This window comes from Pseudomonas sp. NPDC089392 (assembly GCF_044749595.1).
Taxonomy (GTDB): domain Bacteria; phylum Pseudomonadota; class Gammaproteobacteria; order Pseudomonadales; family Pseudomonadaceae; genus Aquipseudomonas.
The window spans coordinates 1-14,148 of record NZ_JBIVIF010000053.1 but is presented as its reverse complement, the minus strand read 5'-3'; the positions used below and the strand labels follow the sequence as shown (position 1 = coordinate 14,148).

At 62.6% G+C, this 14,148-nt stretch carries 11 protein-coding genes and 1 pseudogene; 8 read left to right on the top strand and 4 right to left on the bottom strand.

Annotated features, from left to right (window positions below):
- Nucleotides 1–134: 134 nt before the first annotated feature.
- Nucleotides 135–1,718, bottom strand: coding sequence for a winged helix-turn-helix domain-containing tetratricopeptide repeat protein (locus ACIP1G_RS28360; RefSeq protein ID WP_400743109.1), 1,584 nt, complete (start codon nucleotides 1,716–1,718; stop codon nucleotides 135–137).
- Nucleotides 1,719–1,967: 249 nt separating this feature from the next.
- Here ACIP1G_RS28360 and ACIP1G_RS28355 point away from each other — a divergent pair, with 249 nt between their 5' ends.
- The 4 genes from ACIP1G_RS28355 to ACIP1G_RS28340 all read left to right on the top strand — a co-directional run bounded on the left by ACIP1G_RS28355 (nucleotide 1,968) and on the right by ACIP1G_RS28340 (nucleotide 5,913).
- Nucleotides 1,968–2,711: an SDR family oxidoreductase gene (locus tag ACIP1G_RS28355; RefSeq protein ID WP_400743106.1), complete on the top strand. Its 744-nt coding sequence runs from the start codon at nucleotides 1,968–1,970 to the stop codon at nucleotides 2,709–2,711.
- Between the two features lie 46 nt (nucleotides 2,712–2,757).
- Nucleotides 2,758–3,171, top strand: a complete 414-nt coding sequence (locus ACIP1G_RS28350) for a cupin domain-containing protein (protein WP_400743103.1) — start codon at nucleotides 2,758–2,760, stop codon at nucleotides 3,169–3,171.
- Nucleotides 3,172–3,238: 67 nt separating this feature from the next.
- On the top strand, nucleotides 3,239–4,324 hold the full coding sequence (locus ACIP1G_RS28345; RefSeq protein WP_400743100.1) for an HlyD family secretion protein: 1,086 nt from the start codon (nucleotides 3,239–3,241) through the stop codon (nucleotides 4,322–4,324).
- Nucleotides 4,321–5,913: an MFS transporter gene (locus tag ACIP1G_RS28340; protein ID WP_400743097.1), complete on the top strand. Its 1,593-nt coding sequence runs from the start codon at nucleotides 4,321–4,323 to the stop codon at nucleotides 5,911–5,913. The genes ACIP1G_RS28345 and ACIP1G_RS28340 overlap by 4 nt, the downstream gene beginning before the upstream one ends.
- Before the next feature lie 217 nt (nucleotides 5,914–6,130).
- On the opposite strand, the gene ACIP1G_RS28335 is transcribed toward ACIP1G_RS28340, so the two are convergent.
- Both ACIP1G_RS28335 and ACIP1G_RS28330 read right to left on the bottom strand, forming a co-directional pair.
- On the bottom strand, nucleotides 6,131–6,772 hold the full coding sequence (locus ACIP1G_RS28335; RefSeq protein WP_400743094.1) for a 3-oxoacid CoA-transferase subunit B: 642 nt from the start codon (nucleotides 6,770–6,772) through the stop codon (nucleotides 6,131–6,133).
- 8 nt (nucleotides 6,773–6,780) lie between these two features.
- The gene (locus ACIP1G_RS28330) at nucleotides 6,781–7,476 is read right to left on the bottom strand and encodes a 3-oxoacid CoA-transferase subunit A (RefSeq protein ID WP_346646880.1); all 696 of its coding nucleotides are present in this window, start codon (nucleotides 7,474–7,476) and stop codon (nucleotides 6,781–6,783) included.
- 331 nt (nucleotides 7,477–7,807) lie between these two features.
- Here ACIP1G_RS28330 and ACIP1G_RS28325 point away from each other — a divergent pair, with 331 nt between their 5' ends.
- Nucleotides 7,808–10,033, top strand: coding sequence for a methyl-accepting chemotaxis protein (locus tag ACIP1G_RS28325; RefSeq protein ID WP_400743091.1), 2,226 nt, complete (start codon nucleotides 7,808–7,810; stop codon nucleotides 10,031–10,033).
- Between the two features lie 158 nt (nucleotides 10,034–10,191).
- Entirely contained in the window at nucleotides 10,192–11,070 is an 879-nt protein-coding gene (locus tag ACIP1G_RS28320) for a LysR substrate-binding domain-containing protein (RefSeq protein WP_400743088.1), read from the top strand.
- 178 nt (nucleotides 11,071–11,248) lie between these two features.
- Here the strand turns inward: ACIP1G_RS28320 and ACIP1G_RS28315 are convergent, their stop codons facing one another.
- On the bottom strand, nucleotides 11,249–12,466 hold the full coding sequence (locus tag ACIP1G_RS28315) for an amidohydrolase family protein (RefSeq protein WP_400743085.1): 1,218 nt from the start codon (nucleotides 12,464–12,466) through the stop codon (nucleotides 11,249–11,251).
- Nucleotides 12,467–12,833: 367 nt separating this feature from the next.
- Here ACIP1G_RS28315 and ACIP1G_RS28310 point away from each other — a divergent pair, with 367 nt between their 5' ends.
- Both ACIP1G_RS28310 and ACIP1G_RS28305 read left to right on the top strand, forming a co-directional pair.
- Complete coding sequence (locus ACIP1G_RS28310; protein WP_400743082.1) at nucleotides 12,834–13,259, top strand: DUF892 family protein; 426 nt, start codon at nucleotides 12,834–12,836, stop codon at nucleotides 13,257–13,259.
- Nucleotides 13,260–13,515: 256 nt separating this feature from the next.
- Nucleotides 13,516–13,652, top strand: a pseudogene (locus ACIP1G_RS28305) (cyclopropane-fatty-acyl-phospholipid synthase); the annotation flags it as partial.
- Nucleotides 13,653–14,148: the final 496 nt, after the last annotated feature.

Genomic DNA, 14,148 nt, shown 5'->3' with positions numbered 1-14,148 from the left:
CCCCCCCCCCCCCCCCCCCCCCCCCCCCCCCCCCCCCCCCCCCCCCCCCCCCCCCCCCCCCCCCCCCCCCCCCCGCTCCTACAGGTCCTGTGCCTACCTTGAAGGAGATGCCAGGCCGTTTGGGGCGGGCGCCTTTACTCCGCTAAACCAGCCAGCCGAAGCCCGTCAGCAAGGCGAGCCAGGTCTTCGTCCCGATGGATCGGTAGCCAGTCTCTCAACTGGGATATCCGCAGGTTCGGGTCTAACTGTTGCAACTGTGCCAATGCCTGGCTAGCCTCGTCCTGCCGCCCGCTGAGGGCATGGCTGGCTGTAATCAATACACTCGCGGCAAGCAAGCTGGGCAGGTTCCCCAAGGCCTTTTCAGCCCAACTCAGCGCACAGTCGAAGCGTTCGGCAAAAAAGTGCGCAAGCGCCATCCCCACCTGCATCCTGAACATTTCTGGATCCAGAGGGCTCAAGCGGGCTGCATGGGTCAGGTTTTCTATCGCGACTTCAGCCTCGCCGCGTAGCGCTCGCAGTATGCCCCCAAGGTACCAGGCAGGGGCAAGATTGGGGTTAAGCAGCCGTGCCCTGTCGAGCAGGGCAATTCCGCCATCGAGATCTCTGGCCAGGTGCCCCAATGCATGCCCACCCCGCGTCAGGGCCACAGCATCATCGCGACCGAGCGTTACCGCCAATCTCGCCAAGCGTGCGCCCTCGGCAATCTCCCGCGGGCGATCCAGCATCCAGCCATTGAGTTTGCGCCATAAGTGGCACCACGCAGCCATGCCATAGGCCGACGCGAACTCTGAATCGAGTTCGATGGCTTTGTAGAAGAGCGATAGCGCTTCTTCCACTGCCTCGCGAGTGCCGTTATGTAGCTTTGCGGTGCCGCGCAGGTAATAGTCGTAGGCGCATAGGCTCTCGGTAGGCTTGCGCTTCGCGCGTTCGATCTCCGCACGCTCAAGCTGCGGGGCGATGGCGCCTACTACGCTTTCTGCAACCTGGTCTTGAAGCTCGAAAATGTCGTCCAGCATGCCTTCGAAGCGCTCTGCCCAAATATGTGCGCCGCTGGTGACGTCGATCAGCTGGCCAGTGATGCGCACCCGGTTACCGACCTTGCGCACGCTACCCTCCAGTACATAGCGCACGCCTAACTCCCGGCCCACATCCTGGATGTCAACGCGCCGGTCTTTGAAGGTAAAGCTGGAGTTGCGGGCGATCACGAACAACCAACGGATTCTCGAGAGGGCAACGATGATGTCTTCAACAACACCGTCGGCAAAATAGTCCTGTTCAGGGTCGCCGCTGAGGTTCTGGAAGGGGAGGACGGTGATGGACGGCTTGTCCGGAAGCGCGAGGGCCGGCTCATTGGCTTTTTCGCTTTCCGCCGCTGCGGATGCTTCGACGAGAGGCCGGTCGAGTTCACTCACCACCTGAATCACGCCAATGAAGCGGTATCCCTTGCGGGCGACTGTGCGCAGCAGGCGTTGTTCATCTCCGGAGTCGCCAATAGCCTTGCGAACTGCATTGATATGGCTGGTGACTGTCGATTCGGAGACGACCCGCCCGCCCCACACTGTTTTCAGCAACTCATCCTTGCTCATCACACGCTCATGATTGCTGACCAGTTGCAGCAACAAGTCGAAGACTTGCGGGCCGATGGTCACGGCCTGCCCACGCAAGGTCAACTCCCGGCGCTGTTGATCGAGCACATAATTCTCAAACATGAATTGCAACGTCTTGTCCTCTGGCCGAGCGCCCTAGGCATCGTGTCCGAGGCGATTGCTCAATAGTGTCCGCTGATGATGATACGGCAGCGTGAAACGGGCTGCACAGCCCATGGCCCGCCCGCTCTGCGGGTTGGACGCAAAACCAAGCCTTCCTGAAGGTAAATCCAACCCCTCTGCAAGGACTTACAGCAGGCATGGGCGCATTGTTCTCCTACTTCGACGGCAATGGTTGCGGTCGAGAAGAGGAAAGACCCCATGAAGATTGTCGTCATCGGAGGCACAGGCCTCATTGGCTCAAAACTTGTCAAAAGCCTGAGTGAACGCGGCCATGAGGCCGTAGCCGCGGCGCCCAGCACAGGCGTCAACAGCATCACGCGCGAAGGGCTCGCAGCGGTGATGGACGGTACGGATGTGGTTGTCGATGTCGCCAACGCACCGTCCTGGGAGGACCAGGCCGTGCTGGAGTTTTTCCAGACCTCCACCCGCAACCTGTTGGCCGCCGAGGCCGCGGCGGGTGTTCGCCACCATGTCGCGCTGTCGATCGTCGGCTGCGAGCGCCTGCCGGAAAACGGCTACTTCCGTGCCAAGGTCGCGCAAGAGGCGCTGATAAAGGCGTCTGCCATTCCTTACACCCTGTTGCGTGCCACGCAGTTCTTCGAATTCGTCGGCGGCATTGCCCAGGCGGCCACCGTGGGAAACGAAGTTCAGCTTTCGCCAGCGCTGATCCAACCCATGGCCTCGGTCGACGTGGCGGCAGCGCTGGTCGATGTGGTGCTCGCAACTCCGGCCAACGGCACGCTTGAAGTGGCTGGCCCCGAGGCCATGCCGCTGGATGAGCTGGTCCGGCGTTTCCTGCGGCTGACAGGCGATACGCGCAAGGTCGTCCCTGACGTGCACGCCCGTTACTTTGGCGCCGAGCTTGATGACAGGTCGCTGACGCCCGGTAGTGACGCGCGTCTCGGCCGTGTTCACTTCGAGGATTGGCTCGCACAGTCCTGACCAAGCATCTGCCCCCAATCGAAACTTTCTCCACAAGGAGTACGCCATGTTCAGTCGAATTCTCTGCGCCGCGGCGATCGCGGCCCTCTCCATCGCTTCGGTGTCGGCCGATGAGCGCCCGGCAAGCAAGGTCTCGGTCGTATTTGACCATCCATTGCCGAACGTGCCTGGCAAGAGCATGCGAGGTGTGATCGTCGACTATGCCCCGGGTGCGTCGTCGCCGTCGCACCGGCATCCGAAGTCTGCGTTCATCTACGCGACCGTGCTGGAGGGCGAGGTGCGTAGCAGCGTCAATGGAGAGCCGGAGAAAACCTACAAGGCAGGGGAGAACTGGTATGAGGCACCTGGCGCATTTCACGCCGTGAGCGCCAATGCCAGCGATACCAAGCCCGCCCGGCTGATGGCCGTGTTCGTGCTCGACAGCAGCGAAACGGAACTGGTCACCCCCAGCGCGAAATGAGCGGCGTTCCAATCCACGGAGCCTGGCGGGTGACGACCGCCAGGCGCACACAGCAGGACTCCAGCAGATGAACACGCTCGAGGATACTGTCGCCACGGGCGACAGCACTGGGGCTCTGGCGTCGCGGCCCAACAGCAGAAAACGGATTGGAATACTGCTGTGCCTCGTCGCTCTGGCCGTCCTTGTCGCTGGCTGGGCCATTGCCCGGTCGAACAGCGCAACCTTTACCGATAATGCCTATGTGCGAGGTGATGTGACTTCGCTCGCTGCGAAGGTGGCGGGTTACGTGGTTGCCGTCGAGGTCGAGGACAATCAACGAGTCCAGGCGGGGGATGTGCTGTTTCGGATCGACGACCGGGACTACCGGGCACAGTTGGCTCAAGCCGAGGCCAACGTCAAGGCGGCTGAAGCCAGCCTGGCCAACATCGAGGCCGAGACCCAGCTGCAACGCGCGCAGATCCGCGAGGCAGCGGCTGGCGTGCAGTCAGCGGTCGCACAGCGCAGTCTTGCCAACAAAACCCATGAGCGCAGCCGCAAGCTGATCGTGTTCAGCGCTGTCAGCCAGTCGGTGGTCGACCAGACCGACGCCGCCCGCACCAGCGCCCAGGCGACGGTAGCCGCCGCGTCGGCCACGCTCGATGCCCAGCAACAGCGTATTGCCGTGCTGATGGCCCAACGGGAGGCGGCAGTGGCGGCAATCGCCCAGGCGCATGCTGCACGTGACCTTGCCCGGATCGAGTTGGAGCACACGGTCGTGCGTGCCCCGGTATCGGGCATCGTCGGCAACCGGCAGGTACGTGTCGGTCGGTTCGTTACGCCGGGTGGAACATTGCTGGATGTCGTGCCGGTCGACAATGTATGGATCGTGGCGAACTTCAAGGAAACCCAGGTCGAACATATCCAGCCGGGGCAGCGGGTACAGGTGACGATCGACGGTTATCCGGATGACGTGCTGGAAGGGCTGGTCGACAGTTTTGCACCGGGGAGCGGGGCGGCGTTCAGCTTGCTGCCGCCAGACAATGCAACGGGTAATTTCGTCCGTGTAGTGCAACGGGTGCCGGTGAAAATCCGTCTGGCACAGAACCCGCTGCCTGGGCGCATCGTGCCGGGGCTTTCGGCGCGGGTCGAGGTAGAGGTCGGAGGGGGCTCGTGAACATCGCCGCTCCCGAGCCTCAAGTCGTTGTGCCCGTTGATGGCCGGTCCGCTCAAGGCGTGTTGCTGATCGCCGGCATCATCCTGGCCGTCCTGACCGAGGCCATTGCCAGCAGTGTGCTGGCGCTCGGCCGCAACGACATGCTGGGGGACACCTATGCAACGCCAGATGAATTTGCCTGGCTGGATGTGGGTTACACCGCCTGCAAACTCATAGGTTTCATCGGGGCATCCTGGTTCCTGGCTCGCTTCCAGCCTCGCGATGTGATCATGGCCGCGACCTTCATCATGGGCCTGGCTTGTGGTGTCACCGCGTTCACGGCGAACCTGGACCTGTTGATCGTGCTTCGCGTGCTCCAGGGGCTGGCGGGAGGTGTGTTGCTGGTGGGTGGGCAGGTATTGATATTCATTGTCTGTCCACGAGGCCAGCAACCCATTCTTCAGGCTTTTTTCGCCATGGGGGCGGTCGTTGCGCCCGCCACTCTGGTGCCAGCCCTGCAAGGGTGGTTGATCGACAGCCAGTCCTGGACCTGGATCTTTTTCAGCGTCGTGCCATTGGCGCTCGCGGCGTTGGGTTGCCTGCTGATTGCAGGCGTGCCCAGGATTGCCATGCCGTCCTCGCGAAGGACTGATGGTGTCGGCATGCTGTTGGCTTTCACAGGTCTTTGCTGTCTTGCGTATGTCTTGAGTCAGGGCAGCCGCTGGGATTGGTTCGAGGAACCGCGCATTATCGTGGCAACGGTGCTGGGCATCGCCGCACTGTTGTTTTTTCTTGGCCATCAGATGCTGGCGCGCAATCAAGGTGTGCTCGACTTCACCTTGTTCAAATCCAGCGATTTCACGTTTGCCTTCATCGTCAGTTTCGTCGCAGGGGCGGCGCTGTTCGGCAGCGCATACCTGATCCCGGCTTTTGCCCTTTCAGTGCTTGCCTTCACGCCTACGGACGCGGGTTTTTTGCTGTTGCCCAGCGCTGCGCTGTTCGTCGGTGCGCTGCTGCTGGCGGCGTATCTCATGCAGGCCCGTGGCGTCGCGCCATTTGCCACGGTGCCGTTCGGCATCCTGCTGATCATGCTGGGCATGTGGATGTTGTCGGGCTCGACCAGTGAGAGCGGTGCGCACGACATGATGGCTGGCGTGCTGTTACGCGGTCTTGGCCTGGGTTTCCTGTTTCTCTCCATCACCTTGATCGCGTTTGGTGAGCTGGCGCCGGAGAACCTGGCCAGCGGGATCGGCTTGTTCAATGTCGGTCGCCAGCTCGGGGGGCTGATGGGGGTTGCCGGGCTGCAAACGCTTTTCGACCATCAGCAGGTGATCAACGCGACAGTTCTCGGTACCTATGTCACCGGTGGGTCGACGGCTGTCATCGAACGGCTTGGCGGCATCACTGCGATGCTGGGGAGCAAGGGCATGGATGCCGTGGCTGCGGGTCGTGCTTCGGTGGCTCTGCTGGGGCGGGCTGTATCGGGGCAGTCGGCAGTCATCGCCTTCGATATGGCGTTCAGTGCCGTGGTGGTGCTGTTTGCTGTGGCGGCACCGCTGCTTGTGTGCATCAAGATTCTGCTCGCACGCCACACCCGTAACGGAAAATAGGCGGCAACAGTATCTTTGGGAAATGCCCTACAAAAAAGACCGCGTTTGTTTTGAGCAAGGCGGGCGCAGGACCTGTAGGAGCGACCTTGTGTCGCGAAAGGGCCGCGAAGCGGCCCCGGCGATATCTGCGGCGAAGCTGAAAGCCAGGGGCTGCTTTGCAGCCCAATCGCGACGCAAGGCCGCTCCTACACGAGCGTGTGCAGGCCGGCTGCGCCGATCACTTGATCAGCGGCACACCACTCAGCTTCTGCAGCTCGTCAAAGTCGATATCCGCGCAAATCTCGACCACTTTAAGCCCTTCAGTCGTCACTTCCAGCACGGCCAGGTCGGTGTAGATGCGGCTGACGCAACCAATCCCGGTCAGCGGGTAGGTGCACTCAGGCACCAGCTTGCTTTCGCCGGTCTTGGTCAGGTGGTCCATCATCACGAACACCTGGCGGGCGCCAGTGGCCAGGTCCATCGCACCGCCTACGGCAGGGATCGAACCTTCAGCACCGGTGTGCCAGTTGGCCAGGTCGCCTTTGACAGACACCTGGAAGGCGCCCAGTACGGCGATGTCCAGGTGGCCGCCACGCATCATCGAGAACGAGTCGGCATGGTGGAAGAAGGCACCACCGGTCAGCAGGGTCACGTGCTGCTTGCCGGCGTTGATCAGGTCATCGTCTTCCTCGCCCGGCGCCGGGCTTGGGCCCATGCCCAGCAGGCCGTTCTCGCTGTGCAGGAACACTTCCTTGTCGCCCAGGTAGTTGGCCACCAGGGTCGGGGCGCCAATGCCCAGGTTTACGTACGCGCCTTCCTGGATGTCTGCGGCCACGCGCTGGGCCATCTCGGTGCGGGAGAGCTTTTTGGTGATGGTCATGGCAGGCCTCAGACAGCTTTGGCAAGCGAAGAAGCGCCAGCGCCGGTAACGGCGACCACGCGCTGGACGAAAATACCCGGGGTGATGATGTGTTCCGGGTCCAGTTCACCGAGTTCGACAACCTGGTCGACCTGGGCGATGGCGGTCTTGGCGGCCATGGCCATGATCGGGCCGAAGTTGCGCGCGGCCTTGCGGTAGGTCAGGTTACCCCAACGGTCACCCTTGTGCGCCTTGATCAAGGCGAAGTCGGCGTGCAGCGGCATTTCCAGCACGTACATGCGGCCGTCGATCTCGCGGGTTTCCTTGCCTTCGGCCAGCAGGGTGCCGTAGCCGGTCGGCGAGAAGAATGCCCCAATGCCCGAACCTGCGGCGCGAATGCGCTCGGCCAGGTTGCCCTGCGGTACCACCTCCAGCTCGATCTTGCCGGCGCGGTACAGTTCGTCGAACACGTACGAGTCGGACTGGCGCGGGAACGAGCAGATCACCTTGCGCACGCTGCCTGCCATGAGCAGGGCGGCCAGGCCGATCTCGCCGTTGCCAGCGTTGTTGCTGATGATGGTCAGGTCACGGGCACCGGTTGCGATCAGGCCATCGATCAGCTCGGACGGCATGCCGGCTGTGCCGAAGCCACCGACCATGATGGTCGATCCGTCGGTGATCCCTTCCACCGCGCTGGCGATGGATTCAAACGTTTTATTGATCAAGGCGAGCTCCTGGTTGTTCCTGGAGTTGTGGTTGTCGGGCTGGCCGGAGCGCGTGAAGCGATGGGGCCTGTCAGCGCTTGAAAATGTTTGCTGACTTTCGCTATAGCGTGCCGCAAGATAGGGCAACAGTAGAGAGGCTTTGGCTGAATTTGTGCGATTATCGAACTGTTGTGCGATGTGCGAGCAGTTTTGGCTGCTATTTGTCACATTCAGGCTAAGTCCGTAATCCTTTCCGTTTTGCCCTTCGATGGTGCGCCCGCAGGCGTGCTCACAGCGTCCTTGCACTGCTGATGTGCACCTACATCCCGAAATAGCCGATTAATCACCGTTAATGCCGTTGGCGTGCGACTTGCTATCAGATTGCCATCCGATGTCGCGTACGGTGAAGATAATGTCGCTTTCCAGTGGTTCCATGCAGTTGTCATCGAGTGAGAAGGGCTGGCTGCCCTGGTTCGGTAAAACCGGCAAGTTCAGCATGGGCTGGGCGTGCCGCCTGAACCGGGCGAGCTATCCGCAGATCGAGCAAGCTTTTGAAGCCATTGCCCAGACCCGCGTGCGCTTGCTGCATGACTGGGCGCGTGAACATTGGGAGCACCTGGCGGAACTGGCGGAACAGCTGGCGCCAGGCTTCGGTCAAGCCGACAGTGCGCTGCTGCGGGACAAGTTGGCGCAGGCCGAAGACTTTTCCGAATTGTTCGTCGTCGATACTGGCGGCAACGTCATCGCCTCGACCTGGCCGCAGCGCGGTATGCCGCGTATAGAGCACACCGCAGCGCTGGCCCAAGGGTTGAAGGCGCCATTCCTGCACGGCCCCTACAGCGACCCGTTGACCCTGCGCATCGGCCCGTCATCCTCGCGCTTCCACGATGAAGTCACGCTGATGTTCTACCAGCCGGTGAAGGCCGGCGGCAAAGTGCTCGGCTGCTTGTGCGGCCGGGTGCCCAACGATGTGCTAGGCGACCTGATCCAGCGTGAGGCTGGGCATATCTTCGCCGAATCGGGCGATAACTACCTGTTCATGGCGCAGTCGCGGTTCGACCCGGCTATCCAGCCCGGCACGGCACTGTCGCGCTCGCGCTTCGAGGACGCCACCTTTACCCACGGCCAGAACCTGAAAAGCGGCGTGCTCACGCCATGGGCCACCGTGCAAGTGCAGCGACACACCGAACTGGAGTTGCGCTTCACCGACCCGTCGACCCGCGAGCTGCACCCGGGCGTGCGCGAAACCATCCGCTGCGGCGCCAACCTGTTCGTCACCTACCCGGGCTACTCCGACTACCGCCATGTGCCGGTGGTGGGCAAGGGTGTCACCTTCCAGTTGCCGGGCTCGCCAGACCGTTGGGGCATGATGTGCGAGGCCGACCTGGAGGAGGTCTACCGCCGCCGCTCGCTGAGCCACGGCTTGATGAAGCCCTTTGTGGCGACCATGGTCGGTCTGTTCGGCTGTAATTACCTGGTGCAGCACTATGCTGGCCTGTCGCAGGGGCTGAACGATTGCATCGAAGCCGTGAGCATGCTCGCTGCCACGCTACTGTTCAGCGTGCTCGGCCCGCGACGTCTGGCAGCGCGCCTGAACGGCATGAGCGACGTGCTGCGCACTATCGCCGAAGGCGAAGGCAACCTGCGTCAGCGTCTGGACACCGGTACCCTGGCCAACGACGAGAGTGGCGACATGGCACGCTGGATCAACAGCTTCATCGACCGCCTGGACGCGGTGGTGGGGCAGGTGGTCAAGGCCAGCCGCACGGTCGGCGCCACCAACCAGGTCATGCTCGGCCGCAGCCAGGACGCGAGCGTCTCCTCTGCCGATGTAGCCGACGCCGTGCACCAGATGATGATCATCATGGAAGAACAGCTGGGCGAGTTGCAGCAGGCTTCGGTCAGTGCCGAGCAGATGAAACAGGCCATGGACGAAGTGGTCAGCCGCGCCCGCGAGCAATTCCTGGCAGTGCAGGCCGGCACCCAGTCGATCCGCGATGTGGTGGCGCGCTCGTCGTCCAGCGTGCAACGGCTGGACAGCCGCATGGTCGAGATCGGCAATATCACCGGGTTGATCAGCGACATTACCAACCAGACCAACCTGCTGGCGCTCAATGCCGCCATCGAGGCGGCGCGTGCCGGCGAGCATGGCCGCGGCTTCGCGGTGGTGGCCGACGAGGTGCGCAGCCTGGCTGCGCGTACCGCGCGTGCCGCCGAAGACATCCGCCACATGGTCGAAAGCCTGCAGGGCGAAACCCGCGAGGCTGTGAGCTTCATGGAGCAGGGCGTACATGACGTCGACAACAGCCTGCGCCTTGCCGAGGACGCCTCGTCCGAGAACGTGCAACTGCACCAGGCGGTGGAAGGCATGTTCGCGATCATTCAGCAGCTCAACCGGCGTAGCGTGGAATATGGCAAGACCATCGAGCAGGTCAATCAGTCCTCCAGCGAGATGCGCCAGACTGCGCAGGTGCTGCAGAGCAGTGCGCAGAAGGTGCGGGTGGATGCCGGCAAGCTGGAGAGACTGGTGGGGCAGTTCGAGATCAGCGGTGATGATAAGGACGCCGCTGCAGCGTAAGTTGTAGCTGTAGGAGCAATCGCCTGGCATCAATGGTCAGCCCGCTGCATCATCTGTGTGCGCGTATACAAAGCACCTCCCGCACAAGGGCAATGCGTCATGCGTCTAACCTTCAGGCATCATGTACCCAGCCCCATCCAGAAAGCTGAACCCGCCAAATGCCAGACTCGATCAAACCCAACCGCGCCATCTACGACCTGGACATGCTCCGCACCGTGGTCATGGTGGCCGACTGCGGCAGTTTCACCACCGCCGCCGCGCGCCTGCATTCCACCCAGTCCACGGTCAGCCAGAAGGTGCGCCGGCTAGAGGAAATGGTCGGCCACCAGTTGCTCGACCGCAGCAACCGCGAAGTGCACCCGACCGATGCCGGGGAAACCCTGCTGGGCTACGCACGGCACCTGCTGGCGGTCAGCAGCCAGCTGACCGAAGCCATGTCGGGCGGGGTGACGGTGACCGTGCGTATCGGCCTGCCAGATGATTTTGTCGCGGGCAAGACGATGCAGGCGCTGGCCGTGTTCAACCGGCTCAACCCGACGGTGAAGCTGGAGATTACCGGTGGGCTGAGCCGGGACTTGATGAGTACCTACGACCGTGGCGAGTTGGACCTGGTGCTGATCAAGCAGCGTCGGCATAGCCGCGAGGCCAATGCTTGCCAGCCGGAGCGCATCGAGTGGATCGACAGTGCGCAATATCCGTGTTTTACCCAGGACCCGATTCCGCTGGTGACCTTTCCACCGCGGGGGTTGTACCGGGATGACATGATCAGTGCAGTCGAGGCGATGGGGCGCAGTTGGCGGATTGCGTTTACCAGTTCCAGCCTGGCGGGGATCCAGGAGGCGGTGGCCAATGGATTGGGAGTTAGCCTGTTGCCGTCGCGGGTAGTGACGGGCGGGCATCGGGTGCTGGGGGCAGAGCAGGGGTTCAAGCCGATCAAGGTGTTTGAGGCGGCGATTTTTCATCGGCCTACGGCGGACCCGATGGTCATGGCGCTGGCGCAGATTCTGATCGGGATTTTGCGTAGCGAGGCGGAGTAGGCCTTGGCTGGCACCGGCTTCGCCCATCTTCGCGGGTGAACCCGCTCCAAGGTACTGCAGGCTCACGCGCTCCTTGTAGGAGCGGCTTTAGCCGCGAACACCGGCGAAGCCGGTGCCATGCACCGCGTGGCCTGCTTCGCGGGTAAACCCGCTCCTACATGTAGATCGCGTCAGTCCTTTAGCGGCGCAGCTCTGTAGCGAACTGCGCAGCCTTCAACTGCAACTGCGCAGGCCCGCCCCAGAACGCGCCGTGGCGCACGATGACCCGTTCATGAATGGCAGCCGCCACCGCCGCCGCCGCATTCGGCGCCTTGAACAGAACGAAGCTGGCCTCGTTACCCACCTTCAAACCGTAATCCTGCTTGCCCATTACCCCGGCACTGGCCTCGGTCGCCATCGCCAGCGCCACCCGCAGTTCCTCATCGGTATTGAACCCCGAGCGGTAGCTGATCAGCATCGCCCGCTGCAGCATGTCGCCATTGCCATAAGGCCACCAGGCATCCTGGATGTTGTCGTTGCCGGTGAACACCCGCACACCACCCGCCCGCAGGCGCAGCACGGGTGGGAAGGCGTGGTCGCCCGGGGCGTTGGTCATGATCGAAATGCCAGCGCCGGCCAGCACCTCGGCGCTGCGGTCGACGACAGCGTCGGGAACGTCACCCAGGCCATAGGCATGGCTGACCGCCACCAGGCCTTGCATGCCCAGTGCCTGAGTGCGCGCGGCAATACGGTCAAGCTGGGCGATGCAGATGTCGCCGGGCTCATGCAGGTGGATATCGACTTTCACCCCATGCCGATCAGCGATGCCGAACACGGTGTCGAGCTGAGCGTCGGCGTCGCCGTCCAGAGTGGTCGGGTCGATGCCTCCGACTACCTGCACGCCCTCGCGGATGGCTGCTTCCATGACTTCTGCGGTACCGGGGCAGGTCACCACCCCGGCCTGGGGGAAGGCCACCAGCTCGATGTCGATCAGGTCTTTCCACTTGTCGCGGGCTTCGAGAATGGCGCGCAGGTTGGTCAGGCCGGTAGTGGCGTCCACGTCCACGTGGCAGCGCATGGCCAGGGTGCCGTACGAGGCGGCCTGGCGCATCAGCGCGTCGGCGCGCTCGACGATCGGCGGGGCGCTGGCGAGTTCACGCTTTTCCACGGCCAGGCGCTCGCGCAGGCTGGCGACGGGTTGGTGCGGGCGCCAGCGGTCACCGACAAAGCTCTTGTCCAGGTGGATGTGGCCGTCGACGAAACCTGGCAGCACCAGCAGGCCTTCAAGGTCAATGGTCTCGCGGGCTGGGGTGCTGGCGCGTTGTGGGCCGATGTGGGTAATGCGGCCGTTGCCTACGGCAATGTGCAGGGGCAGGCCATCGGCGTCGATGGCATTGATGAACTCACGGTCGTTCATGATCGGGCCTTTTTTACTGAGGCTTGGGTGACGTACCACGGTAGGGGGGATGGGCGTCTGTCTCCAATTAATTATCAGGATCGGGTGCAGTGGAATTGTGGATGCAGCTCTGCGGCGTTCAGGCGTCATGGCAATGGCGAACTGGGCTGGTTGCCGGCGGAAAAACTTCAGCAACTGAACTGAGTCGTACCGCTGGCACTCAACGATGACGCAGTTAACTGCAAAAAAGTTGCAGTTAACGCCATCATCTGTGACTCGTATTCGATTTGTTGCACTCAAAGCCCATTTAATTTCAATTATTTTCAGCGCGTCAGGGCTCTAAGCTCCTTCCGTCGCCGCGTTCCAGAGCGGCTTCAGGAGTTTTCCCATGTCGCACGCTTGTGAAGTACCGACCCTGGCTCAATCCCCCGCCGACGACCTGATCGACTGGCTGCGCATGCTAATGCGCGCCGAGCGAGCGGGTGCCCGGCTGATGCTCGACAGTGCCCGCGAAACCGATGACCCGGCGTTGCTGCAACACCTGGAGCAACTGCACCACGGCGAAGCGGAAAGCTGTCGACGCCTGCGCCACTGCCTGGAGCGCCTCGACGCCAAGCCAGGCGGTGGTATTGGCGAGTTCTACGCCAAGGCCATGACCATCAGCGATTTGCCCCAGCGTCTGCAGTTTATTGCCCGTGGCCAGCGCTGGGTCGCCCGCCAACTCGAAGCCCGTTTGCCACAGATTGAGCAGCCATGGCTGCGCAAGGAGCTGGAAGTGGTGCTGCAACTGCACCAGGGGCCGCAACACGACTGATTGCGCGTCCGCTCTCCAATATCGACAAGGACACACCATGCCTTCCGAGCTTTCCGATTCGCTGTGCGACCCCGCACAGGACAACCGCAGCACCCGTTTTGCCCGCACACTGCTGGCCCAGGCCGAGCTTGGCCTGGAAGGCGAGATGCCATGGGACATGCAACTGCACGATGCCGACGTCCCCCGACGTGCGCTGGCCCAAGGTAATCTCGGCCTGGGCGAGGCCTACATGGATGGCGCCTGGGACTGTGAGCAACTGGACGAGCGTTTCCGGCGTATGTGGCGTTACTACCTGTTGTCCTGTGCCGGCGCATTTCGCGCGCGGGACATTCAGTTGTGGCAGTGGGTGCTGTCGCGAGGCGGGGTGGTGGGGGTTACAGCCGGGTAAGCTGAGGCCATGCCTGACTCAGGAGATCACCCAGCCCTTCCGGGCTGCGCTGTTACGCAGAGAATAGTGGCGGGTGGATGCCGAGCCACCGATGTGTGTACACCACCGATCCATGTAGGAGCGGGTTCACCCGCGAATACGGTGGTGGCTGCGACGGTGAATGGCCGGTGGAAATTGGCCGGCAGGCCCGGCCCATTCGCGGGTGAACCCGCTCCTACAACGGCCGGAGCCAAACCACCGATGTGTGTACACCACCGACCCATGTAGGGGCGGGTTTACCCGCGAATACGTTGGTGGCTGCGACGGTGAATGGCCGGTGGAAATTGGCCGGCAGGCCCGGCCCATTCGCGGGTGAACCCGCTCCTACAACGGGCGGTGCCGAGCCACCGATGTGTGTTCACCACCAACCCATGTAGGAGCGGGTTTACCCGCGAATACGGTGGCGGCAGCAACGTTGAACGGCCGGTGGAAATTGGCCGGCAGGCCCGGCCCGTGTTCGCG